The sequence below is a fragment of the Lysinibacillus sp. CNPSo 3705 genome, assembly GCF_028674935.1.
Lineage (GTDB): Bacteria > Bacillota > Bacilli > Bacillales_A > Planococcaceae > Lysinibacillus.
In genome coordinates this window covers 48,023-71,802 of the sequence record NZ_JAQZSD010000017.1, presented here as the reverse complement: position 1 = coordinate 71,802, position 23,780 = coordinate 48,023, and the positions used below count along the sequence as shown (strand labels likewise).

23 protein-coding genes are annotated in these 23,780 nt (G+C 38.0%); 6 read left to right on the top strand and 17 right to left on the bottom strand.

Features of this window, described 5'->3' with window-relative positions:
• Positions 1 to 304: 304 nt before the first annotated feature.
• Positions 305 to 1,198 (bottom strand): nucleotidyltransferase-like protein, encoded by an 894-nt coding sequence (locus PVA17_RS09805; RefSeq protein ID WP_274067576.1) that lies wholly within the window; start codon positions 1,196 to 1,198, stop codon positions 305 to 307.
• Positions 1,199 to 1,407: 209 nt separating this feature from the next.
• Here PVA17_RS09805 and PVA17_RS09800 point away from each other — a divergent pair, with 209 nt between their 5' ends.
• Entirely contained in the window at positions 1,408 to 1,758 is a 351-nt protein-coding gene (locus PVA17_RS09800) for a YgzB family protein (RefSeq protein ID WP_132363284.1), read from the top strand.
• Between the two features lie 24 nt (positions 1,759 to 1,782).
• Here PVA17_RS09800 and perR read toward each other — a convergent pair whose 3' ends face one another.
• The 3 genes from perR to bcp form a co-directional block, all read right to left on the bottom strand.
• Complete coding sequence (gene perR, locus PVA17_RS09795) at positions 1,783 to 2,226, bottom strand: peroxide-responsive transcriptional repressor PerR (RefSeq protein ID WP_132363287.1); 444 nt, start codon at positions 2,224 to 2,226, stop codon at positions 1,783 to 1,785.
• A gap of 113 nt (positions 2,227 to 2,339) precedes the next feature.
• Positions 2,340 to 3,284, bottom strand: coding sequence for a D-2-hydroxyacid dehydrogenase (locus tag PVA17_RS09790; protein ID WP_132363290.1), 945 nt, complete (start codon positions 3,282 to 3,284; stop codon positions 2,340 to 2,342).
• Positions 3,281 to 3,757 carry a thioredoxin-dependent thiol peroxidase gene (bcp, locus tag PVA17_RS09785; protein WP_132363293.1) on the bottom strand — a complete coding sequence of 159 codons (477 nt, stop codon included), beginning with the start codon at positions 3,755 to 3,757 and terminating at the stop codon, positions 3,281 to 3,283. Before bcp ends, PVA17_RS09790 begins: the two co-directional genes overlap by 4 nt.
• 131 nt (positions 3,758 to 3,888) lie before the next feature.
• Between bcp and PVA17_RS09780 the strand changes: the two genes are divergently transcribed.
• Entirely contained in the window at positions 3,889 to 5,175 is a 1,287-nt protein-coding gene (locus tag PVA17_RS09780) for a glutamate-1-semialdehyde 2,1-aminomutase (RefSeq protein ID WP_132363295.1), read from the top strand.
• Positions 5,176 to 5,369: 194 nt separating this feature from the next.
• Entirely contained in the window at positions 5,370 to 6,458 is a 1,089-nt protein-coding gene (locus PVA17_RS09775; RefSeq protein WP_132363298.1) for an FUSC family protein, read from the top strand.
• Between the two features lie 194 nt (positions 6,459 to 6,652).
• Here PVA17_RS09775 and nikC read toward each other — a convergent pair whose 3' ends face one another.
• The 9 genes from nikC to mutY form a co-directional block, all read right to left on the bottom strand.
• Positions 6,653 to 7,546 (bottom strand): nickel transporter permease, encoded by an 894-nt coding sequence (nikC, locus tag PVA17_RS09770; protein WP_132363324.1) that lies wholly within the window; start codon positions 7,544 to 7,546, stop codon positions 6,653 to 6,655.
• Positions 7,547 to 7,561: 15 nt separating this feature from the next.
• Entirely contained in the window at positions 7,562 to 8,566 is a 1,005-nt protein-coding gene (locus PVA17_RS09765; protein WP_132363326.1) for an ABC transporter permease, read from the bottom strand.
• Positions 8,567 to 8,845: 279 nt separating this feature from the next.
• On the bottom strand, positions 8,846 to 10,462 hold the full coding sequence (locus PVA17_RS09760; protein WP_132363328.1) for an ABC transporter substrate-binding protein: 1,617 nt from the start codon (positions 10,460 to 10,462) through the stop codon (positions 8,846 to 8,848).
• A 21-nt stretch (positions 10,463 to 10,483) separates the two neighbouring features.
• Positions 10,484 to 11,473, bottom strand: coding sequence for an ABC transporter ATP-binding protein (locus PVA17_RS09755; RefSeq protein ID WP_274067575.1), 990 nt, complete (start codon positions 11,471 to 11,473; stop codon positions 10,484 to 10,486).
• A complete protein-coding gene (locus PVA17_RS09750) occupies positions 11,448 to 12,461 on the bottom strand; it encodes an ABC transporter ATP-binding protein (RefSeq protein ID WP_274067574.1) in 1,014 nt (337 codons plus the stop codon). Before PVA17_RS09750 ends, PVA17_RS09755 begins: the two co-directional genes overlap by 26 nt.
• 498 nt (positions 12,462 to 12,959) lie before the next feature.
• Positions 12,960 to 14,705: an ABC transporter ATP-binding protein gene (locus tag PVA17_RS09745; protein WP_132363334.1), complete on the bottom strand. Its 1,746-nt coding sequence runs from the start codon at positions 14,703 to 14,705 to the stop codon at positions 12,960 to 12,962.
• Between the two features lie 200 nt (positions 14,706 to 14,905).
• Positions 14,906 to 15,451: a nucleoside tri-diphosphate phosphatase gene (gene ntdP, locus PVA17_RS09740; RefSeq protein ID WP_132363336.1), complete on the bottom strand. Its 546-nt coding sequence runs from the start codon at positions 15,449 to 15,451 to the stop codon at positions 14,906 to 14,908.
• Between the two features lie 332 nt (positions 15,452 to 15,783).
• Positions 15,784 to 15,963, bottom strand: a complete 180-nt coding sequence (locus PVA17_RS09735) for a gamma-type small acid-soluble spore protein (protein WP_132363338.1) — start codon at positions 15,961 to 15,963, stop codon at positions 15,784 to 15,786.
• Positions 15,964 to 16,048: 85 nt separating this feature from the next.
• The gene (mutY, locus tag PVA17_RS09730) at positions 16,049 to 17,083 is read right to left on the bottom strand and encodes an A/G-specific adenine glycosylase (protein ID WP_274067573.1); all 1,035 of its coding nucleotides are present in this window, start codon (positions 17,081 to 17,083) and stop codon (positions 16,049 to 16,051) included.
• A gap of 208 nt (positions 17,084 to 17,291) precedes the next feature.
• Here mutY and PVA17_RS09725 point away from each other — a divergent pair, with 208 nt between their 5' ends.
• Entirely contained in the window at positions 17,292 to 18,278 is a 987-nt protein-coding gene (locus PVA17_RS09725) for a metal-dependent hydrolase (protein WP_132363342.1), read from the top strand.
• 39 nt (positions 18,279 to 18,317) lie between these two features.
• Here PVA17_RS09725 and PVA17_RS09720 read toward each other — a convergent pair whose 3' ends face one another.
• The 3 genes from PVA17_RS09720 to recX are packed head-to-tail and all read right to left on the bottom strand — an operon-like array spanning position 18,318 to position 19,717.
• Entirely contained in the window at positions 18,318 to 18,587 is a 270-nt protein-coding gene (locus PVA17_RS09720; RefSeq protein ID WP_132363344.1) for a YfhJ family protein, read from the bottom strand.
• Positions 18,588 to 18,917: a YfhH family protein gene (locus PVA17_RS09715; RefSeq protein ID WP_053483069.1), complete on the bottom strand. Its 330-nt coding sequence runs from the start codon at positions 18,915 to 18,917 to the stop codon at positions 18,588 to 18,590.
• Positions 18,914 to 19,717, bottom strand: coding sequence for a recombination regulator RecX (gene recX, locus PVA17_RS09710; RefSeq protein WP_132363346.1), 804 nt, complete (start codon positions 19,715 to 19,717; stop codon positions 18,914 to 18,916). The genes PVA17_RS09715 and recX overlap by 4 nt, the downstream gene beginning before the upstream one ends.
• Before the next feature lie 169 nt (positions 19,718 to 19,886).
• Between recX and PVA17_RS09705 the strand changes: the two genes are divergently transcribed.
• The gene (locus PVA17_RS09705) at positions 19,887 to 20,705 is read left to right on the top strand and encodes a polysaccharide deacetylase family protein (RefSeq protein WP_132363348.1); all 819 of its coding nucleotides are present in this window, start codon (positions 19,887 to 19,889) and stop codon (positions 20,703 to 20,705) included.
• 44 nt (positions 20,706 to 20,749) lie between these two features.
• A complete protein-coding gene (gene rlmD, locus PVA17_RS09700; protein ID WP_274067572.1) occupies positions 20,750 to 22,129 on the top strand; it encodes a 23S rRNA (uracil(1939)-C(5))-methyltransferase RlmD in 1,380 nt (459 codons plus the stop codon).
• Between the two features lie 332 nt (positions 22,130 to 22,461).
• Here rlmD and PVA17_RS09695 read toward each other — a convergent pair whose 3' ends face one another.
• Positions 22,462 to 23,640, bottom strand: coding sequence for an MFS transporter (locus tag PVA17_RS09695; RefSeq protein WP_274067571.1), 1,179 nt, complete (start codon positions 23,638 to 23,640; stop codon positions 22,462 to 22,464).
• Positions 23,641 to 23,780: the final 140 nt, after the last annotated feature.

Genomic DNA, 23,780 nt, shown 5'->3' with positions numbered 1-23,780 from the left:
CATGTTTGATGTCCAAAATTTTGTTTCGTTCACTAACTCGAGGTTAGTTACTAAAAACTTTATTGATTACGTTTTGCTTGTTCAGTTTTCAAGGTTCATGTTGATGTCGTTGTTTTCAGCGACTTCTTTATATTAACATTTAACTCATTTCATGTCAACAACTTTTTTAAGAAGTTTTCCGTTCATTGAGTTGTTTTGTTATGTCTTAGCGACAATTAATATAATACAATATCAATTAATTAAAAGTCAACAACTTTTTATAAAAAATTATCGAGGTATTTTTCATACCTCGATAACTAGCATACTACAGTCCTTGCTCCATTTCTAGAGCTTCTTTATTTACCTTATAATGACGGTGGAATATCATGTCACTTTTCGCAACGATCGGTTCAATTTGAATATAACCTTTGTCCACTAAATATTCTACAAACACTTCTAAATCTACTGAGTAGTTCATGAGCTCAATATGATCGTGCAATTCCTGAATTGTCCAGGTCTCTTTTGTTTGCATTACTTCTAAAATATGTTGAGCGCCGTCTCGAGTACGTGAATGTATTAAAAACTCACTTGCTAAAAATAATAGCTCTAAACGTTTTTCTATCGGCTCATTACTTGTAACGAGCTCCTCGTATAATTTATAAATCGCTGGTTCTATTTTTTTCACCTGTGCCCAAACAGTTACTTCAGGGTAAAGTCCACTATCAATAATGGATAAACGCCCTAAATGATGTAATGAATCTACTACGTGATTATAAGCATCGAGATAGCTACCCTTATCAAAGTATTCTTTTCCTTCTAAATAACGTCGAATTAACTTTGAAAATTGAATACCAGTTTTGATTTTACGACCACTAAACGGAAACTCCTGTAATTCAATTTTTAACTTATGAAGAAATTCATTACGATCAAATAATACTCTACCAAAGAAAATCCAATCGACCACTTTTTTATTTGAGCCAATGAGTAGCCATTTTCGTAGTATTTTCTCAGTAACAGTATGTAAAGCTACTTTATTTCCTTCATATAAGTAATGCTTCGAAAAAACTGGCTTTTCTGCTTCCTTTACAATAATAAGTAAGATTGTATCAAATGTATCTGTCACATTACTTTTTTCCTCGCGTTTTTCCATTAAAATAACGCCTAACGTATTCGACTGACTTGCACGTTCCTGATATATCGGACGCAAAACTTGTTCCATGTTCAGTCCCCCTCTATTTGCTTGTTACTTTTTAACTTCATTTAATGGATGTCACGGATTTTCACCGTATTCAATTACACCAATGTGAAATTGATTTCGTTAAAAATTCGACATACTCTAAAAGTATTCCTTCTTTCCACGTTATCAAAGCTAAAATACTTTGTTCTTATATGTTATAGTAGATTTTAGATTGGGAGGCAAGATGATAAATGAAACCTTACAAAAGTAAAATTAATAAAATCCGTTCATTTGCATTAGCACTTATTTTTATCGGCTTTGTAGTTATGTATGGGGGAATCTTCTTTAAAAACTATCCTATTCTAGTATTAATTTTCATGACCCTTGGTGTACTTTGTATTATTGGTAGTACAGTCGTTTATGCATGGATTGGACTGCTTTCAACAAAAGCTGTTCAAGTAGAATGCCCTAATTGCCATAAGCATACAAAAGTATTAGGTCGTGTAGATATGTGTATGTACTGTAATGAACCATTAACACTGGATCCAACTCTAGAAGGAAAAGAGTTCGACCAATCTTATAATAAGACAAAAAAATCCTAGCCCTCATTTAAGAGCTAGGATTTTTTATTGTACTTTTGCAGATGCATCTTTACACGATGGGCAAGTGCCGTAAATTTCTAAACGATGTGCATGCACATCAAAGCCTGTTACTTGTGATGCAAAATGTTCAATTTCATCGAGACCAGGATAATGGAAGTCGACTATTTTGCCACAGCATTCACAAATCATATGATAATGATCATTTGTAACGAAATCAAAGCGACTTGAAGCATCACCAAATGTTAGTTCTTTCACTAGACCAACTTCACGAAATACGCGAAGATTATTATAAACAGTCGCTACACTCATATTTGGGAATTTCCCTTCAAGTGCTTTATAAATTTCATCGGCAGTTGGATGTGCCATTGTTTGAATTAAATATTCCAAAATAGCATGACGCTGAGGAGTAATACGAACACCAGTTGTTTTTAACGTGTCAAGTGCATCCTGTAAATGCGTTTCAGACATCGTCATGCACCTCTTCCATAAAGATTATTAATTTATAATTGTTATAATTAGTGTATCGAATTACTCTTACTTCTGTCAACATTCATACACATTTCAGTTTAATTTGGATTAATTCAATAACCTCTTGATAAATCCATCCTATTTTCTAAATCTGTTTCACCGCGTAACCACTTCTCTAAACTTGGCTTAAAGATTTCTAAGCTGCGTTCAACATAACGAGAAGAGTGACTCGAAATATGCGGAGACACAATGACATTCGGTAAAGTCCATAAAGGGTGATCCTCAGCTAAAGGCTCTTGTTCAAATACATCTAAAACAACATAACCAATTTCACCTACTTGAATGGCATGCACCAACACCTTTTCATCTACTAAGTTTCCACGACCAAAATTCATGAAAATGGCATCATTTTTCATCGCTTTAAAATGTTCTTCTTTTAGTAAATGTGTCGTCTCCTCTGTTTTAGGCAATACTGAAATGACAATATCAGCCTTCGGTAATGCTTCAATTAATTGATCAAAGCTTACCATCTCATTCATAGATGCCGCTTCGTTCCCTGTACGGTTACAGCCAATTGTCACAACACCAAAAGCTTGTAATAGGCGACCTACTTCCGAGCCAATAGCCCCAGGTCCTAAAATAAGTGCTGTACTATCCCGCAACTCGGTTTGTTTCGCTTTCTTTGACCATTCACTTTTCTTCTGCTGTTCATACATCCAAGGCAACGCACGCTTAATCGCTAAAATATGGGCAAGCATCGATTCTGCCATTGGCGTTTTATGAATGCCACGCACATTCGAAACGAATATCCCTCGTTCGATAATGGCCCCGGCTGGCATTTTTTCGATCCCCGCTGAAGCTACGAAAATCCATTTAACCTTTGTTGCATACTGTATATTTTCATCATTTAAATCTTCACCGTATGTGACAAGTACATCCGCTTGTTGTAGCTCATCGTTGGATAAGCCATTTTCAAAAATAAAATCAACTTGTGGAAATTCAGCTACTAGTGGCTCACGTAAATCCGGTCTTGGTTCAAACGTAAAATAAATTCTCATTGCTTCGCCTCCCATTCTGCTAAATATGTATATACTTCTTCAATATGATTTTTTACACGTACTTTACGCCAAGCCTTAATTAGGTTTCCTGCTGTATCAATTAAAAATGTCGAACGTTCTATCCCCATATATTCACGTCCATACATCTTCTTTAACACCCACACGCCATACGCTTCTGCCACAGCATGATCCTCATCCACTAATAGCGAGAATGGTAATCCATGCTTATCTATAAATTTGGTATGTTTTTTTGCATCGTCAGGACTAACGCCAAGTACAACTGCATTTAATTTACTAAAATCCTCATGCTTATCACGGAAGTCACAAGCTTCCGTCGTACAGCCTGGTGTCATATCTTTAGGATAAAAATATAAAATAACATTTTGTCCTTTGTAATCCGCTAACTTTACTGTTTCTCCTGTTTCATTTATAAGGGAAAAATCAGGTGCTTTTTTACCTTCGATTAAAGACATATCAATCTCCTCCTCTGTACGCTCTATTTTACTCTAAACAGTAAAACAAATCATATCCCTTAATTTCTTTGGATTTCTTACAGCGATAGGTCTACAATAGATGAAGTATAAAGATTTAGGAGGCAATATATATGAATCACACAAAATCTGAAGCAGTACACAAAGAAGCGCTACAGCATATCGTTGGTGGTGTAAATAGCCCTTCTCGTTCTTATAAAGCAGTTGGCGGAGGTTCACCTGTTGCAATGGCTCGTGGGAAAGGTGCTTATTTTTGGGATGTTGATGGCAACCGTTATATCGACTATCTAGCAGCTTACGGTCCAATTGTTACTGGTCACGGTCATCCACACATCGCCAAGGCGATTACAAACGCAGCTGAAAACGGCACTTTGTTCGGGACACCAACTGAATACGAGGTTACTTTTGCTAAAATGCTAAAAGAAGCAATCCCATCTATGGATAAAGTACGCTTTAATAACTCTGGTACAGAAGCTGTCATGACAACAATTCGTGTTGCACGTGCCTATACTGGCCGTACAAAAGTTATGAAATTCGCTGGTTGCTACCACGGTCACTTCGACTTAGTACTAGTAGCTGCTGGTTCGGGTCCTGCAACATTAGGTACTCCTGACTCAGCAGGTGTTACAACTTCTACTGCCGAGGAAGTAATAACTGTACCATTTAACAATCCTGAAGCATTTACAGCAGCAATGGAGAAATGGGGCGATCAAATCGCCGCTATTTTAATAGAGCCGATCGTTGGTAACTTCGGTATTGTAGAGCCAAACCCTGGCTTCCTAGAATTAGTGCATGCTACAGCGAAGGAAAAAGGCGCATTAACTATTTACGATGAAGTTATTACTGCTTTCCGCTTCCACTATGGTGGTGCTCAAAACTTATTAGGCTTAACACCTGACCTTACTGCCCTTGGTAAAGTAATCGGCGGTGGTTTACCAATCGGTGCATACGGCGGTCGTAAAGAAATTATGGATACAGTGGCTCCACTTGGACCTGCCTATCAAGCAGGCACAATGGCAGGAAACCCTGCATCCATGCAAGCTGGTATTGCCTGCCTAGAAGTATTACAAACTCCAGGTATTTATGATGAAATGGACCGTCTTGGAGCCATTTTAGAGGAAGGTATCTTGGCTGCAGCAAAAAAACATGATGTAACAATTACTGTTAATCGTCTGAAAGGAGCTCTTACAATTTACTTTACAGATGTGACAGTAGAAAACTATGAGCAGGCTGAAAACTCAGACGGTGAAATCTTTGGTCGCTTCTTTAAATTAATGCTTGCACAAGGCATTAATTTAGCGCCATCAAAATATGAAGCATGGTTCTTAACAACAGAACATACAGAAGCCGATATTCTTGAAACAATCAAAGCGGTAGATATTGCATTTTCACAATTGTAATTTGTAAAATGTAACGGCTAAACGCTTAGTGAGAATAGCAATATAGAACCGTTTCTAAGGTTAACTTTTAAAGACGACTCCCCTGTGAGTCGTCTTTTTCTGTAAATGACATACAAATCTATGTATTTTATGAGCACTTCCTTCTATAATGTAAAGAAGCTTAAAATTTTAGACAGAAAGGACATCCATTTTCTATGAAATTAGGTGCCCGTGTATTTAAAACTGGTGTCGCCATCGTGTTGGCACTATTTATTGCTGAACTGCTAGAGCTACCTTCACCTGTTTTCGCAGGAATTGCAGCGATCTTCGCGATTCAGCCATCTATTTATCGTTCGTATCAAACAATTGTTGAGCAAGTACAAGCCAATATTATAGGAGCTACCATTGCGGTTATTTTCGGCTTGCTTTTTAGTCACCATGTAGTAGCTATCGGCATTGCAGTCATTGTTGCGATCGGTATCATGTTAAAATTCAAACTTGAAAAATCATTGTCTCTAGCACTCGTTACAGTTGTAGCTATTATGGAGTTTCAAGGAGATGACTTTCTTACATTTGGTCTTATCCGCTTTGTTACAATATTAGTTGGGGTGTTAGCAGCATTTGTTGTCAATCTGTTCTTCTTACCACCAAAATATGAAGTAAAGCTTTTCCGTAAAATTTACTTTTTACAGGACGATATTATCCGATGGACGCGACTTGCTGTTCGCCAGGCATCTGAGCACACTTCTACAAAAGAAGCATTAAGCAAATTTAAATCTCGTATGCAACGAGTTGACACACTGTATGATTTTTATAAGGAAGAGCGTAATTACTTAAAAAATAAAAAGTATGTAAAAGCACGTAAATTAGTTGTTTATCGCCAAATGATTACAACGTCAAAGAAAAGTTTAGAGCTGCTTCATCGTCTTCATAATCATGAAAACGAATTAGCCCAACTACCGACGCAATTTCATTTAATGATTCAAGAGCGCCTTGATTTCCTGCTAACTTATCATGAACAGCTACTATTAAAATATACGGGGAAATTAAAGCCCGAACATTCCGAGTGGAGCAAAAACATTGATTATGTTCAGCGTAATGAGTTAATGGAAATATTCATTAAACAGATTAGTTATGCGCATGAAGAAGGCGATACAGAATTCTCGAGCTATCACTTGCTTTATATTTTATCGCGTATTTTAGATTACGAAGAAAACCTAGAGCATTTAGATACGCTCATCGTTTCGTACCAAACTCATCATGGCCAAGAGATCAATGTGGAGTTTGAAGAAGAGTTTATTTAACTTCTTAAGTAAATGTCTCCCATCTTCATAGGTGGTGTTTTTAGCGGGCGCCTAAACATCTGTCCCTATCGCTACGCTTTCAGTACAAAAGACATCCGCTGACAGAAGTAAAGCCTCCGGCGGGATAATTGCTTAGTTAAAGCATGTAAAAGAGCGAAGGGTTGGCATTATATCCACCCCTTCGCCCTTTTTTATTAGCTTTTCATTTTCGGATCAAGCGCATCACGTAGGCCGTCCCCCATTAGATTAAAACCAAGTACCGTTAACATAATAGCTAGACCCGGGAAAATCATCGTCCACGGAGCCTTTATTAAATAAATACGGGAATCCGCTAGCATTTTACCCCATTCTGGCGCTGGCGCTTGAGCTCCTAATCCAAGAAAGCCTAGTGCTGCCGCTTCAATAATCGCTGTCGCTATCGCTAACGTCCCTTGTACGATAATTGGCGTCATCGAGTTGGGCAAAATATGCGAGAACAAAATTCTTGAATCACGCATTCCGATGGCCTTTGCTGCTACAATGTATTCCTCTTCTTTAACACTCAATACTTTCGAACGAATTAAGCGCCCGAAATTCGGCACGTTAATAATGGCAATGGCAAGCAATGCATTTTGTAATGATGGTCCAAGTACTGCTACTATCGCAATAGCTAGTAAAATACTTGGGAATGCTAAAAGAATATCAAAAATACGCGAGATTATCGTATCAATCCATCTTCCATAATAACCCGCAATAATACCAAGGAAACTACCTACAATTACAGATAGAATAACTGAAAAAAAGCCTACCTTCAAAGAAATACTAGCTCCATGTATAACTCTTGAGAAAATATCCCGCCCAAAGTCATCTGTTCCAAACCAATGCTCACTCGATGGTGCTAATAAACGGTTCGAAAGATTTTGTTCATTCATACCTTCAGGAGCAATCATCGAGCCAAATATAGCAAGTAAAATAAAAAATAGTACAATGCCTGCACCTACTAGGGAGATTTTGCTCTTTTTAAAGCTACGCCAGCCTTCTCTCCAAGGACCCGCCGCTCGTTCACGACTTGGTGCTACTTCTGTTTTTATATTTATCGCTCCAGTCATTTTTGCTTCTCCCCTCTATTTGTATTTAATCCGTGGATCAATCACCGTATATAGTAAATCCACAATTAAGTTAATCATAATAAAAATAAAAGCAATTACTAAAATACCTGATTGAATAACAGGATAGTCTCGGAAGCCAATAGCATCATAAATATAACGACCTATTCCAGGCCAGCTGAAAATCGTCTCTGTTAAAATGGCACCACCTAGCAGTAACCCTGTTTGCAAACCGATTACTGTTAATACTGGGATAATTGCATTTTTCAATGCATGCTTATAAACAACAATAAACATTTTTTGTCCTTTTGCTCTAGCGGTGCGTACATAGTCAGAGCGCATTACTTCAAGCATAGACGACCTAGTCATTCTTGCAATAATCGCCATTGGGATTGTCGCAAGAGCTATGCCCGGTAATACTAATCGCTTTAATACTTCAGTAAATTGATCAAAGCGGCCTTGTATTAACGTATCCAGTAAATAAAAATGGGTAATGGTAGTTATTGGATCTCGCACATCTTCTCGCCCAGACGTCGGGAACCAGCCAAGCTGATTACTAAAAGCCCATTGTTCCATTAAGCCGAGCCAGAAAACGGGTATAGATACTCCGATTAATGCAACTACCATTGCCACATAATCAAACCAAGAATTTTGAAACCATGCAGAAATAATGCCTGCATTCACGCCAACAATCACTGCGATAATCATGGCAAATAGCGCTAGCTCAGCTGTTGCCGCTAAATACGGGAAAATTTCCTCTGATACAGGCAATTTAGTACGTAATGATATTCCTAAATCCCCCTGAAAAATGCCACCTAAATAGCTAAAATATTGTGTATACCATGGCTTATTTAATCCTAAACTTGCGTTTAACGCTTCGACCGCTTCTTTCGTTGCCTGCTGTCCTAAAATTACTTGTGCTGGATTACCAGGAATTGCACGAATTAACATGAAAACGATAAAAGTCATTCCAAGCAAAACTGGGATTAATTGAGATAAACGTCTTCCCATATAGTGAAGCATTTTCTTCACCCCTCTGTTATTTTCAAAATATACTTTGATGAAAAGCATTAAAGTCTTTACATATACTGTAGAAAGGGTCAGCCTTCACCAAACGGTTCCGGACGCAATTATGCCGAGGCATAATGGATCGTTTAGATGATTGGTCTTTCATACAGAAATAATACCTCTAGCTTGTAAAAAGAATCCGCTAGATTCCTACGGCTTACCCGCAGAAAGCAAGCAGATTCTTTATAATAATTCCCTCTAAAATTAAAACCTGTTCAAGACAGCCCTATAAGCCTACTTCATATCTACTGACTCTAAACGGTCAGAGCCTGTCGGATGTGCAACATAGTTTGTAACTTTAGTATTAGCAGCTAAAATTGGAGTAGAGTGAGCAAGTGGAACCCATGGTGCATCTTTAGAGATAATCTCTTGTGCTTGCTTGTAAAGGGCATTACGCTTGTCCTCATTCATTTCAGTTTGTGCTGCTACTAATAGTTTGTGCACTTCTTTGTTGTCATAGAATGTATAGTTGTTAGAATGAATATTATCTCCGTCTAATAAAGTGTAAAGGAAGTTATCCGCATCACCGTTATCACCTGTCCAACCAAGTAAGAACGCATCCGCATCTCCCTTTTCCGCCTTATCTAAATACGTAGCCCATTCAAACGTTACTATTTTAGATTTCATACCAACATCTGCTAAATTTTTCTGAATGGCTTCCGCAATTTTTTGACCATCAGGCATGTACGGACGTGGCACAGGCATTGCCCATAGTTCGATTTCTTTACCATCATAGCCAGCCTCTGCTAATAATGCTTTTGCTTTTTCTGGATCATATTCATAGCCTTTAATGGCATCGTTGTAGCCTGCAACTAATGGAGGCATTGGATTTTTCGCTGGCTCGCCTAAGCCTTCATAAAATGCATCTACTAATGCTTGCTTATCGATTGCATAATTTACTGCTTGACGAACTTTTACGTTATCGAACGGTGGACGAGTTACTGTTAATCCAAGATAACCAACATTCATAGATGGACGTTCGATTAGTTGTAAATCTGTATTGGATTCGATTGAAGCTTTATCAGATGGACTTAAACCATCCACTACATCAACTTCATTGTTAGTTAATGCATTGAAACGTGCGGAGTTATCTGGAATAGAACGGAAAATAACTTTATCTAATTTCGGCAAATCTGCAATACGGTAATCTGGGTTTTTCTCTATTGTGATGGAATCATTTCGTTTCCACTCAACAAATTTAAATGGACCAGTACCTACTGGATGATCTTTAAGTGCCTCATCATCTTTTTCAAAAGCTGTTGGTGAAGCAATAGCAAATGGAGACATCGCTAAATTTTTCAAGAATGTTGCTTGTGGTTGAGATAATTTAAATATAACTTTATAATCACCATCAGCAGTAATCGACTCAATTACTTGCTTGTCATCTACCGTAAATTGAGAGGCGTAGTATGGGAATTTTTCAGCACCACCAGCTTTCCAGCGCTCAAAATTTTTCACGACTGCTTCAGCATTGAAATCAGTACCGTCATGGAACTTAACCCCTTCTTCAAGTTGCATCGTATACGTTAATCCATCTTCTGAAGGCTCCCAAGATTTTGCCAGCCCTGGCTGCAATGTCACATCTTGCTCTCCAAAGTTAATTAGAGTCTCATAGAGGTTAACCGTTACTTTAAATGATTCACCTTCTGTTACTGTCGCTGGATCGAGAGCAGTGGAATCACCACCACGACCATATACTAATGTTTTTGAACCACCGCTAGCTTTATCGCCACCACTTGAAGTATCTTTACTACCCGTATCCTTAGTATCTGAGCCGCCACAAGCTGCTAACATCGTCGAAAGAACAAGGATAAGCATTACACCCAAAGTCCAAAGCTTCTTTTTCTTCATTGATTTTCCCCCTAAGTTTTTTTATATCATTGAATGTTGAAGTGCATCATATAGATGACACGCAACATAATGACCCGGTTTCACCTCTTGCATTTTTGGAACTACTTGAGAGCATTCTTCTTTTTTAAATGGACATCTTGTATGGAAAGTGCAACCGCTTGGCGGATTCGAAGCACTTGGGATATCTCCAGAAATAATGAGCTGTTCATGTTCAAACGTAGGATCTGGAACAGGTACCGAGGATAGCAATGCCTGTGTATATGGGTGAAGTGGCTCAGCATATAGATCCTCACTTGCTGTCAGCTCCACTAATTTCCCTAAATACATGACACCTACACGATTACTAATATGGCGTACAACTCCTAAATCGTGGGAAATAAAAATATAAGTTAGCTTTAAATCCTTTTGTAAGTTTTGCAATAAATTCAATACTTGAGCCTGTATTGATACATCGAGTGCAGAGACGGGCTCGTCCGCAATAATCAAACGTGGATTCGTCATCAGAGCACGGGCAATGCCGATACGCTGTCTTTGACCACCACTAAATTGATGAGGATATCGTTTCACATGATATTCATTTAATCCAACAATTTCGAGAAGCTCTAATACCTTCTGTTTCCGTTCCTTCGCGTTGCCCATCCCATGAACAATAAGAGGCTCCTCCAATATTTTTCCAATATTATGCCTAGGATTAAGAGAAGCATAAGGATCTTGGAAAATCATTTGAATGTCTCTACGGGCTTTGCGCATTTCATTGTTCGAAAAATCTGAAATCATTTTACCTGCGAATTCAATCTCGCCCTCTGTTGGCTCAAGCAATCGCATTAAAAGTCGACCAGTCGTTGATTTACCACACCCTGATTCACCAACAATACCTAATGTTTCTCCTTCAAAAACTTCAAAGGAAACATCATCCACTGCCTTTACGTCTCCAACCTGTGTATTCAAGGCACCCTTCCGAATAGGGAAATACTTTTTCAAACCATCAACTTTCAATAACACTTTCGACATGTTGCTCCACCTCCTGTTTCTCTAGTAAAAAACATCTCGATTTATGCCGCTCTGCCGCTTCATATAAAGGTGGTGTTTCTTGTACACAGCGGTCCATTGCAAATTCGCAACGCGCTGCAAAACGACAACCTTCCTGAATACTACCAGGCTTAGGTACACTACCTGGTATAGAGTAAAGATTATCCTTTTTATAACGCATATCCGGTACTGATTTAATAAGCCCCTGTGTATAAGGATGCTTTGGATTAGCGAATATCTCCTGAACAGGTGCCTCCTCTACAATTTGGCCTGCATACATCACAATAACCCGCTCGCATGTTTCTGCTACAACGCCTAAATCATGTGTAATTAATAATACGGCTGTATTTAAACGTTTATTTAAATTTTTCATAAGCTGCAAGATTTGAGCTTGAATCGTAACATCTAATGCAGTAGTCGGCTCATCAGCAATCAATACCTTCGGATCACAGACAAGTGCCATCGCAATCATGACCCGTTGTCGCATCCCTCCCGATAGTTGATGTGGGTAATCTTTTAATAATTCCTCAGCTCGTGGTAAACCTACTAGTTTCATAATATCAATGGCCCTTGCAAATGCTTCCTTTTTAGACCATTTTGGATGATGAATTAAAATCGCTTCCTTTAGCTGATCCCCAATTGTAAACAAAGGATTTAAGGATGTCATAGGCTCCTGAAAAATCATCGCCACATCCTTCCCCCGAATTTTTTGCATTTGTTTATCAGATAATGTGACAAGGTTTTTGCCATCTAATAGTATTTCTCCACCCGTTATTTTTCCTGGTGGCGATGGTATTAACCCCATAATGGACAGTGATGTGACACTTTTTCCACTTCCCGATTCCCCTACAATCCCTAATATTTCTCCCTCATGAACAGCAAAATCGATATTATCTACGGCAGGAATTTGTCCATCATCTGTAAAAAAGGTTGTCTTTAAACCTTTTATTTCTAGCAGCTTTTTTCTCATGATCAATCGCCCCATCCTACCTATATTTTTACTTAATTACATTCACTGTCACTCAATTCCCCATTTTCAGATAATTCTAACCAAAAAACATTGCTCTTTCAATCATAATTATTCTGCAATTAACAAAGATTTTCTACATCGTTCGAGTTCCATATTAATTATGCCTTATTATTCAATAATATTTTATAAATAAGACAAAAAAATAGCGTCCATTTATATTTAAACGGAACGCTATTTTTAAATTATTGACTCATTATCAAAAAATTGGGATGACATTACGCTATGCTTTCGCATATAAAAACTTGTTAGTCCAAGCGACTCCTCAGATGCATCGCGAGTGAAGCGGCTCATTGGACGCCCCCAGGAAGCTCTACTCTGCGCGAAAGCGAAGCGTGAGCGGCTGTGCGGAAGCGGAGCGACAGCAACAAAGCGCCTGGCCGGAACGGAAATCAACCCTACGTTATAGGAGCCACATTTTTTCTATTATAAAGTGGTATATCAATCTAAATGCTGCACCTGGAATAAATTAAAGTAAGTCCCCTCTTTTTGCATTAGTTGCTCATGGGTACCACTTTCAATTAATTGTCCATGATCTATAACAATAATTTTATCTGCATGTGTAATCGTAGACAGTCGATGAGCAATTATAATAGTTGTGCGTTCATGTGCAAGTACATCCAATGATTCTTGAATAAGTGCCTCACTTTCCAAATCCAACGCAGAAGTTGCTTCATCCAGTATTAAAATAGGCGGATTTTTTAAAAATACACGAGCGATTGCTACTCGCTGCTTTTGTCCACCTGATAACTTCACACCGCGCTCCCCGACTTTTGTGTCATAGCCATTTGGCAAGCTCATAATAAAATCATGTGCATTTGCCGCTTTTGCTGCAGCCATTACCTCCTCATCAGAAGCACCCGGCTTGCCCATTAAAATATTTTCTTTTACCGAATCGCTGAACAAAATATTATCCTGTAGGACGATTCCAATTTGTGAGCGTAAAGAATGTAATGTTACGTCTCGTACATCATTTCCATCAATACGCACCGCGCCACTAGTAGTATCATAAAAGCGAGGGATCAAACTAATAATAGTTGATTTTCCTCCGCCACTCATTCCTACAAATGCAACTGTCTCTCCAGGGTTAATCGTGAAATTGATGTTGTTTAAAATTTGTGAGCCATCTTCTTCATATTGAAAGTTCACATTGTCAAAGCGGACTTCACCATTTACTCGAGGTAGCTCTAACGCATTAGCCTTGTTTTTTATTTCAAAAGGTTCATCTATTAATTCAAACATTCGATCCATTGATGCTATTGACTGTGTTAACATCGTTGATGAACTAACAAGACGACGAAGTGGACCATAAAGTCGTTCGATATAAGCGATAAAGGCCACCATCGTCCCGACTGAAAGAGAATCATTAATAACCTGATATCCTGCATAAGCAATTACTAGGAGAGGTGCTACATCCGTGATGGTATTTACCACCGCAAAGGATTTAGCATTCCATTTCGTATGGTCTAGTGCCTTTTCTAAAAATTCACCATTTGCTTCGTCGAATAATTTTTGCTCATGCTTTTCTAGCGTGAAGCTTTTAATAATACTCATTCCAGCTACACGTTCATGTAAATAACTTTGCACACCCGCAAGTGCTTGTGATCGTTTCCGTGTTAAAGATCGAAGTTTACCAAAGAAGTACTTCACACTAAATGCATAAAATGGGAACGCAACTAATGCTACTAGCGTAAGCTTAACATCCATGGCAAACATAATACCGATAGCAATAACAATTGTCGCAAGGTCTAGCCAAACATTCATCAAGCCTGTCATGATAAAGTTTTTTGTTTGCTCCACATCATTAATCACTCTTGAAATAACATCGCCAGCTCTTGTATTAGCATAGTATCTTAAACTTAATCGCTGTAAATGTGCATATATTTGTTTTCGAATATCGAAAAGCACTTTGTTACTGACATTTTGAGCGAAATATTGACGGTAATACTCAATCGGTGGTCGAATAATAAAGAATACAATGATAGTACCACCTAACCAATAAAACAATTCCTTTGTCTTCTCTGCATCCGTTAGACTTTTTGCATCGATAATATCATCTAACACAATTTTTATAAGTAATGGAATAAATAACGGAATCGCAAATTTCACTATACCAATTAGAATCGTTAAAATAATTTCCCATGTATACGGTTTTACAAATTTCATATAACGCTTAATACTACCCAATTTATTATCACATCCTTATTAATAACCCTCTTATGTAAATAGCACATAAAAAGAAACAGACATCCACAAATTGAATGTCCAAACGTATTATAGCAATATTTTGCTTTAAGTACATTTAATTTAGCTTTAGCACTAACTATTTTGCAATCCGATTGTTTAAGGCATAAAAAAACACCCATTAGTAAAACTAATAGGTGCAACTAATCATCTGCTTGCATATCGAGCTGAAACTTATAACGACTTGTCCAGGCATCGATGAAATCAGGTGCAAAGGGTCCTCTTTTTTGTTGAATCCAGCTAATTAATTTATCGACATTGCGCTTTAAAATTTTATCTATGACATCTGGATAAGACATTTCCTTACGATGTAGCTCATATTCATCCTCATCTAAGAGTGAATAAGACATATCAGGGAAAACTTTAATATCTAAATCATAGTCAATATATTTAATGGCATTATTATCGAAAACAAATGGTGAGCTTAGATTACAATAATAATACACACCGTCCTCACGTAGCATGCAAATGATATTAAACCAGTGCTCCGCATGGAAATAACAAATAGAAGGCTCTCTCGTTAGCCAAGTACGACCATCGGATTCTGTCACAAGTGTCCGTTCATTCGCACCGATAATTATATTTTTCGTCCCTTTTAAAACCGTTGTTTCTTGCCAAACACGGTGGATACGGCCATTGTGCTTATAACTATGTATTTGTATCGTTTCTCCTTCTACCGGTATTGCCATTTTTGAAGCCCACCTTTTCGTCTATATGCTACCTAAATCTAGCAGTCTCTAGTATATTATAGCAATGTGTACGCGAAAGGTGTAGTTAGAAAACCACAAATTTCCCTGCGCTCTTTTAAATTTGTACGAAATTCCGTTAATTTGAAGCGAATTTTATCATAACAACAATCCAATTGAAGTTTTTTGCTTGTGTTTATATACAAATTGGATTTTTTTCTGAATCAAAGCCTTTCTTCCTCGCTTCCGAAAAATTAAAAAGGAGCTGCCTTTATTAATCTTTTCGATTTTAGACAGCTCCTAAGAGGTAAATGCAATTATGCAATTACAAAGTTTTATTCACCAAGATCTTGGTTAGTTTTATTGAAGTTACCTGAAGCTTGAGCTTTTTTTTGCTCTGCTTTAGCATTTTGCTTTTGCACTTCATTAACGTCTGTTTCATAACCAAATTCTTGACTTTGACGTTGCATGTTTTTATTCGGTTGTAAATTTTGGTTGTTATTTTGCTTTTTCATTATTCATTCACCTCCACGCTCATTATTGTGTACCGAGGTGAATGCTTTTATGCTCATTAATTTTTATAAAATTTTATTTTCTTGATTAACCCTTAATTTCTTGCCAAATTTTCAGCATTGGAACGGGCATTGGTAATAATTCAATTTGCTCTCGAGTCAGCCATTCGCCCTTAACTGCTGAATTGCATTTCATAAAATAGCTATTTATATGCCATGTTAAATGTGAAAAAACATGTTTAAATGCTAATAAATCTTCTTGCGATTGAACATTCATAGCATAATCATTTATAAATGTCTCTATTGAATCTTTACCGTGCTCAAGCATTGGAAACTGCCATAGGTTAGCAAGTAAACCTTCTGCTGCTCGCTGTTCTAATAAAAATCGACCTTCGTCATCTTGGCATACAAGCACATCGTATGAGATATGCTTCATCTTTACTTTTTTAGATTTGATCGGTAATTTTTCTGGCTCACCTTCATTATAAGCGGTACAGTATTCGCGAACTGGACACAATAAACACTTTGGTGAGGTTGGCGTACAAATAAGTGCACCCAGCTCCATTAAGCCTTGATTGAAGGACGATGCATTTTCGGGATCTATCAATTCTTCAACAGCCGCTTCAAAAACCTTTTTAGTCTTTGGAACTGCTATATCATCATGAATAGAAAGCACACGACTTAAAACGCGCATAACATTGCCATCTACTGCATGTTCGGGCTTATTATAGGCAATACTTAAAATAGCGCCAGCTGTATATGGGCCTACGCCTTTTAATGTTGAAATCTCGTGGCGATTATCGGGTACTATCCCACCGTAATTTTCTAATACCTCACGGACCCCCGCTTGTAAGTTACGTGCACGGGAGTAATAGCCAAGGCCTTCCCAATGCTTCAATAAGTATTCTTGCGGAGCTTCCGCGAGTAATTCTAATGTTGGAAAACTTTCCATGAAACGATTGTAATAAGGAATAACTGTGTCGACACGTGTTTGCTGGAGCATCACTTCCGATACCCAGATTTTATAAGGGTCCGTAGTATGTCTCCAAGGTAAATCACGTTTCTCAACATTAAACCATTCAACTAAAGATTGTCGAAATTCTGTTACATATGGATAATTCACAGTGACCTCCTGCGTCTTTACGATTTTATTTATGGTAAAAAGAGTATACAATTAAGAAAAGATTATCTGTCAAAAACGACAAAAAACGTCATAATTCTTCATGCTTTAAAACAACTTTCTTAATTGTAAATATCACGTATTACGGATGATTGAAATATACATGTATGTAATTGTACTCTTTTTTGTTGCATACAAGGAGTGGATATTTTTGGATTCAGGCACACATTTCGTTATGGGTATTGCCCTCGGAGGTCTTGCATTAGTCGACCCCGTTGTAGCAGATCATTCAATGACCTTTACCGCAGTAATGGCAGGTACAATTATTGGCTCACAGGCACCTGATGTCGATACAGTGTTAAAACTACGCAACAATGCCGTTTATATTCGACATCATCGAGGAATTACACATTCACTACCAGCAGTAGCTCTTTGGCCCATATTAATTACAGCGGTTTTAGCACTTATTATTCAAGACGCAAATGTGTTTCATTTATGGCTTTGGACATTTTTAGCTGTAGCACTTCATGTCTTTGTTGATATTTTCAACGCTTATGGTACACAAGCACTTCGACCATTCTCTAGAAGATGGGTTGCACTTGGTGTTATTAATACGTTTGATCCAATTATTTTTACACTACATTGCCTTGGCATTTTACTTTGGGCATTTGGTGCAAATCCGGTTTGGACATTTAGTATTATGTATCTCATTATTATCGTTTACTATCTTTTACGCTTTACAGTCCAAAAAGCTGTAAAGAACGCTGTGCATAAAACCATACAGGATGAAGAGTATGTCATTGTAGCCCCTACAATGCGATTCTTCCACTGGCGAATTGCAGCAAAATCCAAAACGCATTATTACGTTGGGCGCGCTTATGGGCGAACTGTTAATATTTATGATAAATTCGAAATAAAACCTTTACCGAAAACGCCTCTTATCGAAATAGCATTGAAAGATCGCAATCTCGCTGCTTTCGTGTCATTCTCACCATTGTATCGCTGGGAAATTTCAGAACTCGATAATGGCTTAACCGAAGTAAGATTAATTGATCTGCGTTACCGTAGTGATAATCGCTATCCGTTCGTTGCTGTCGCTCATTTAAACGATGACAATGAGATTATCACTTCATACACAGGCTGGATTTTTACCGAAGATAAACTTCAAAAAAAATTACAGGTTGGTGCAAGTAATTAAACATCAGCAAACCCTGACCAAATATTGGTCAGGGTTTTGTTATTGTACTATATCATCACTAGCATCGAGTAAATGTGCGTATTTAGGATTGCGTCCTGCAAATGCATGAAGTTTATCGCCGTAGCTATTAATTAATTGCCGCACTAAATTTTCAGTGTAATCAGCACCACGATAGGAGTAGCCTGCTTTTGCAGAAGTCGATTCAAAATCACTCCATAAAAGCTCAATCCATACTCGTGCACGTCCTACTGACATTTGCGGGTTTTTTGTAAGTAATTCAGCAGTTAGTTTTTCAATTTTTTCTTCCATTTATTTGCCCACCTTTACAGGAGATAGCATGGAAACAGGTAAAGCCTCTTGATATTTTTCGCCCCCTAAGCGATGTCCCCAAGCAAAGCGACCTTTTAAATAATCCACTTGAAAAAATTCATTTTCAGAGCCGTCAATACGATACATTTCTCCAGGAATTATTGTATCCAAATCTACTAAATAAGCAGCCGCCATTAATGCCTTACGCTCATATACTGCGAATTCATTAATGATACCTAGCTGTTCCGCCTTACGTGCCTTTTCCTTTATCATTGCTATTTCCTCACGTAATTCGTGCTCTGACATTGCAGCATAATTTTTTTCGTTCATTCCTCATTCTCCTTCTCTTCTATAAAACGATCTATTACCTCTATAGGAAACCCCTTTTGATAGAGAGCCTGCTTTATTTTCATTTTTAATTCATAGCCAGTATACTTCGATGAATACTTTTTCCAAACTTTTTCGCCTTGTCCATCAAGTAGCTGTTGCCATTCATCTTCATCTTGCTCAATCTCTATTTGACTGAGCACATCATCTACAACACTAAAAGAATAACCTTTTCGCATTAAAAAATCTTGAATTTTAGCTTTTATTTGTGTTGGTGTTTTCTTTTTTTCCGATCGAATGACCTTCTCAGCCAATTGTGTGGCAAGCTTTACCTGTTCCGCATGACTGTACGTAGCAAGAACCTCATCCTGTAAGCTTTTATCAATTCCTTTTTTCATAAGGTCTTGCCTAATTGCCTTAGGACCCTTTTTCATCGTAGCTTTTTTCGTATCGAGTAACGCCTTCGAGTAAGTTTCATCATTTAAAAAGCCGTATGATTTAAGCTTTTGAATAGCTTCTAAAATAACCGCTTCCCCAAATTCTAACGAGAGAAGCTTTTTCTTGACCTCATGCTCACTACGCATTTGATAAGACAAAAAATTTAACCCTTTATTAAAGGCTTTTCGAATCTCATCCTCATAGGCAATTTCCTGAATATCAAATTCCTCAAGTACTTTTCCCTTCGTTAATCCAAATTGAATGAGAATTGCCTCATCTACAGGAAAAGCGTATTCTTCGTTCAAATATATATTATAACGTTCTGGGTTGTTTTTTTGACGTGCAATTTTCGTAATAATACGCATTTCAAACACCTCACTACTGACCATTATAACATTTTTCGAAGGTATTGCTCTGTGGGTATGCTCCAGTTTTGCATCGGTATTTCCTCTTCAATATTTATCGCATTAAATAAAATAGGATAATTTTTTTAAAAATACGCATTCTAATGAAAAAGAAAGGATGCGTTTTTATATGTGGAAACAGCATATTGTAGGTGCGGTCATCGCTACTTTTATTATTGCCGCAGCGATTAGCTTTAATCCATTTTCAGCTTCTGGCTCCGATGAATACCATTGGGGATTAAAGAAAGCAAAAAACGGTGAACCAGCTGAGGCTGGCGCACAGCTTGATCAGCTACTTGAGAAATATGGTGCTATTTATAAAGGTAAGCCTGATAAAAAAGTTGCGTATTTAACCTTTGATAACGGATATGAAAATGGGTTTACAGAAAGCATTTTGGATACATTGAAGAAGGAAAAAGCACCAGCCACCTTCTTTTTAACTGGTCATTATTTAGAAAGTGCCCCCGATATAGTGAAACGCATGATTAAAGATGGCCACACAATCGGCAACCATTCATATGGACATCCAAATATGGCGAGATTAACGCCAGATGCTATGCGTACAGAATGGAAAAAATTTGACGATAAACTCCGGGGATTGACTGGTATAAAGCGTACAACATACTTCCGACCACCTGAAGGTACATTTAATGCGAAATTATTAGAGGTAGCAAATACTGAGGGCTACCGTCATATTTTCTGGTCTGTTGCCTTTAAGGATTGGGAAAGGGATGTCCGTCGTGGTGCAGATTATGCGTATAATGCATTAATGGAACAGCTTCACCCTGGCGCTGTTATTTTAATGCATACAGTTGCACAAGATAATGCAGAAGCTCTCCCAAGGTTTATTGCCGATGCAAAAAAACAAGGCTATACATTTTTATCCATTGACGATTTAGTTTTAGAATATGAAGATTCCCCTGTCGCTTTGCAATCGTCTACTCCTTAGTTATAATGGGGAGATGATATTAAAAGAACAGGGACGTGGATCGCTTGACGCAGCAAACAACAATGGAAGTAGGACAAAAATTTCCGCTAACAATAAAAAGACTTGGTATTAACGGTGAAGGAGTAGGCTTTTATAAGCGTAATGTTGTATTCGTAAAAGGCGCTATTCCTGGTGAAGAAATTACAGCACAAGTAACTAAAACACAGCGAAACTTTGCCGAAGCAGAAATAGTTACTATTCGCAAAGCTTCAAAACATCGCCAGGAAGCACCATGCCCAGTTTATAACGAATGTGGCGGCTGCCAGCTTCAGCATATGACATATAAAAAACAGCTAATCGAAAAGCGGGATATCGTTATTCAAGCATTAGAACGTTACGCTAAACCTTTAGCCAATACAGTTGAAGTTCGCAAAACTTTAGGGATGGATAATCCATGGAATTATCGTAACAAAAGTCAGTATCAAGTACGTAAAGAGGGTAAACGTGTCTATGCGGGGTTATTTGCAGAAGGTAGTAACAAGTTATTGAACATCAATGATTGCCTTGTTCAGCATCCGATTACATCTAAAATCACAGTGGCAACGCGTAAAATTTTACAAAAACTAAATATTACTATTTATGATGGTCGTACACTCGATGGCTTAGTACGTACGATTGTTGTACGTACAGGAATTCGTACTGGTGAAACACAAGTCGTGCTCGTTACAACGCGCAAGGAAATTCCACATCAAGCTGAACTCATTGCACGTATTAAAAAAATCGACCCAAGTATTGTTTCGATTGCCCAAAATATTAACCGTGAGAAAACATCGTTAATTTTTGGCGATGAAACAATTGTCCTTGACGGCAAGGAAACAATTCATGAGGAGCTTGGAGAATTAGCCTTTGATTTATCAGCTCGCGCCTTTTTCCAACTGAATCCAACACAAACGGTTCATCTTTATGATGAAATAAAAAAAGCAGCCGCATTAACAGGCAAAGAAACAGTTGTTGATGCTTACTGCGGTGTCGGAACAATCGGCTTATGGCTGGCTGACAAAGCAAAAGAAGTTCGCGGGATGGATGTTATTCCAGAAAGCATTCAGGATGCACGTAAAAATGCCCGAAACCATGGCTTCAAGCATACAAAATACGCAGTCGGCACAGCAGAAAGTGTCCTAGCAAAATGGCGCAGAGAAGGGTTTACACCAGACGTTATTACAGTTGACCCACCTCGCACAGGTCTAGCACCAGAATTCATCCGCACGGTGTTGAAGATAAAACCGAAACGCTTCGTCTATACATCGTGTAATCCATCAACTTTAGCGAAGGATTTAAACGAATTATCGAAGTTTTATGATGTGGAGTATATTCAGCCAGTGGATATGTTTGCACAAACTGCACAGGTGGAGTGCGTGGCGAAGCTTGTGTTGAAAAATAAGTAATGAAAACGGGCGTCCTCAAAAAATGAGTGACGCCCTTTAACATACAGCTGCACGGTGGATCGATAACTTTTATATTGAGTTAGTGTTATCTACAAATATTATTTGATTTTATGTTAACTTGTCTGTATAATATCATTCTAGGTGCCAAACCTATGTGACTTGGACGGAACATCCTTGTCACGCAAAGAACGCCATAACAGCACGGATTTGCTGGGCGTTTTTTTGTTTTATGAGCGGGAAGATGAGCCCCGCTCTTTTATTTTGTCTAAATTATACTACTCAAAAGTCTCCGGGCTGCTTACTTTTTTCCGCTTCAAGGAAAAACGATCCCCCTACATTGACACTGGTCGCTTATTTTTATTTCGCCCAAATACTAATAAAACAATGGCTATAGCTAGCAAAAGCATCGCCACTAATAAAAGGAAGCTGTAATTTACATATTCTAAATAAATGCCTCCTAAAAATGGTCCTGTTAAACTACCGATACTTAGAGCAATACCGCAAAACAGATTTCCTGTTGGTAGTAACTCCTTTGGTGTTAAGTCAGCCATAAAAGTAATACCTAATGAAAACATCGAACCGACTAATGTACCTGTAAAGAAAAATGCTACAGCTACTGCGATTTGTGAATGCTCTACAAAACTTGCAATGCCAAAAATAACAGCCCCTCCAAATGAACCTATCAGCAAGACATTGCGTCGTCCTACTTTATCCCCTATAGCTCCAAGTGGTACTTGTGTCAAAATCCCACCAAATGTAAAGACTGATAAAATAATAGGAATCATATCCACGTCGAAACCTTTTCGTAACGCATAAACTGGGAACAAGGCATTTAAAGAAGATTCTAAAAACCCATAAACAAATGGCCCTAAAAATGCAAGCCACGCGAATGCAATAGCCATTTTATAACGATGCCACCCCCTTGCATGCAAGTCTCCCGTTAATCTCTCTGGTTTTTCATTTTGTAAAAGGAAGACAAAAGCCCATGCTAATAAGCACATAATCGAGGACACAATAAACGGTAATGCTTCTGAAACTTGTATAAGCTTCACCATCAAAGGACCAACCGCAAAACCTGTACTAAAGGACAAGCCGTAAATGGCCATACCTTTTCCTAAGCTTTTATGATCTGTAGTGCTTGTAATCCACGTCTGTGTTGCAAAATGTAATGCATGATCCCCAATCCCAATGAGTAAGCGGAGGGTAAACCAAAAAGTCACACTCTTCCATAAGGGAAATGCGAGCAGTGAAGTGAAGACAAGTGCACCGCCTATTAAAATAATGGTTTTGTAGCCCCATTTTCGTAATGGCTGCTCGATAAACGGTGAGATTAATAAAGTTCCTATGTATAGACCTGTTGCGTTCAATCCATTCAACGCAGAGGATACTCCATCACGTTCAAAAATAATTGAAATTAGCGGTAATAGCATCCCTTGTGAAAAGCCAGAAATAGATACAATTAACACTAGAATGGCAAACCTTTTTTTGCTGTAATCTGAGAAGTATGTCATCGTTTCCTCCAACATCAAGTCATTTTTCCAAATAACGGCATAGCAAAAAGCCTTAGCGCTCACCACATGTGATTTTACGCTAAGGCCTAACTAACACGTATCTCCATTTAATTGTATAAACACGAATTTCGGCTTTTACA

Excerpts from the sequence above, each read along its gene's own strand:
- PVA17_RS09780 (WP_132363295.1), top strand. The coding sequence starts at position 3,889 with ATGAATCACACAAAATCTGAAGCAGTACACAAAGAAGCGCTACAGCAT.
- PVA17_RS09805 (WP_274067576.1), bottom strand. The coding sequence starts at position 1,198 with ATGGAACAAGTTTTGCGTCCGATATATCAGGAACGTGCAAGTCAGTCG.
- PVA17_RS09735 (WP_132363338.1), bottom strand. The coding sequence starts at position 15,963 with ATGAAAAAGCAAAATAACAACCAAAATTTACAACCGAATAAAAACATG.
- PVA17_RS09755 (WP_274067575.1), bottom strand. The coding sequence starts at position 11,473 with ATGTCGAAAGTGTTATTGAAAGTTGATGGTTTGAAAAAGTATTTCCCT.
- PVA17_RS09790 (WP_132363290.1), bottom strand. The coding sequence starts at position 3,284 with ATGAGAATTTATTTTACGTTTGAACCAAGACCGGATTTACGTGAGCCA.
- nikC (WP_132363324.1), bottom strand. The coding sequence starts at position 7,546 with ATGACTGGAGCGATAAATATAAAAACAGAAGTAGCACCAAGTCGTGAA.
- perR (WP_132363287.1), bottom strand. The coding sequence starts at position 2,226 with ATGTCTGAAACGCATTTACAGGATGCACTTGACACGTTAAAAACAACT.
- PVA17_RS09720 (WP_132363344.1), bottom strand. The coding sequence starts at position 18,587 with ATGGAAGAAAAAATTGAAAAACTAACTGCTGAATTACTTACAAAAAAC.
- PVA17_RS09750 (WP_274067574.1), bottom strand. The coding sequence starts at position 12,461 with ATGAGAAAAAAGCTGCTAGAAATAAAAGGTTTAAAGACAACCTTTTTT.
- PVA17_RS09765 (WP_132363326.1), bottom strand. The coding sequence starts at position 8,566 with ATGCTTCACTATATGGGAAGACGTTTATCTCAATTAATCCCAGTTTTG.
- bcp (WP_132363293.1), bottom strand. The coding sequence starts at position 3,757 with ATGTCTTTAATCGAAGGTAAAAAAGCACCTGATTTTTCCCTTATAAAT.
- ntdP (WP_132363336.1), bottom strand. The coding sequence starts at position 15,451 with ATGGCAATACCGGTAGAAGGAGAAACGATACAAATACATAGTTATAAG.
- PVA17_RS09775 (WP_132363298.1), top strand. The coding sequence starts at position 5,370 with ATGAAATTAGGTGCCCGTGTATTTAAAACTGGTGTCGCCATCGTGTTG.
- PVA17_RS09715 (WP_053483069.1), bottom strand. The coding sequence starts at position 18,917 with ATGAACGAAAAAAATTATGCTGCAATGTCAGAGCACGAATTACGTGAG.
- PVA17_RS09760 (WP_132363328.1), bottom strand. The coding sequence starts at position 10,462 with ATGAAGAAAAAGAAGCTTTGGACTTTGGGTGTAATGCTTATCCTTGTT.
- PVA17_RS09695 (WP_274067571.1), bottom strand. The coding sequence starts at position 23,640 with ATGACATACTTCTCAGATTACAGCAAAAAAAGGTTTGCCATTCTAGTG.
- PVA17_RS09705 (WP_132363348.1), top strand. The coding sequence starts at position 19,887 with ATGTGGAAACAGCATATTGTAGGTGCGGTCATCGCTACTTTTATTATT.
- PVA17_RS09800 (WP_132363284.1), top strand. The coding sequence starts at position 1,408 with ATGAAACCTTACAAAAGTAAAATTAATAAAATCCGTTCATTTGCATTA.
- recX (WP_132363346.1), bottom strand. The coding sequence starts at position 19,717 with ATGCGTATTATTACGAAAATTGCACGTCAAAAAAACAACCCAGAACGT.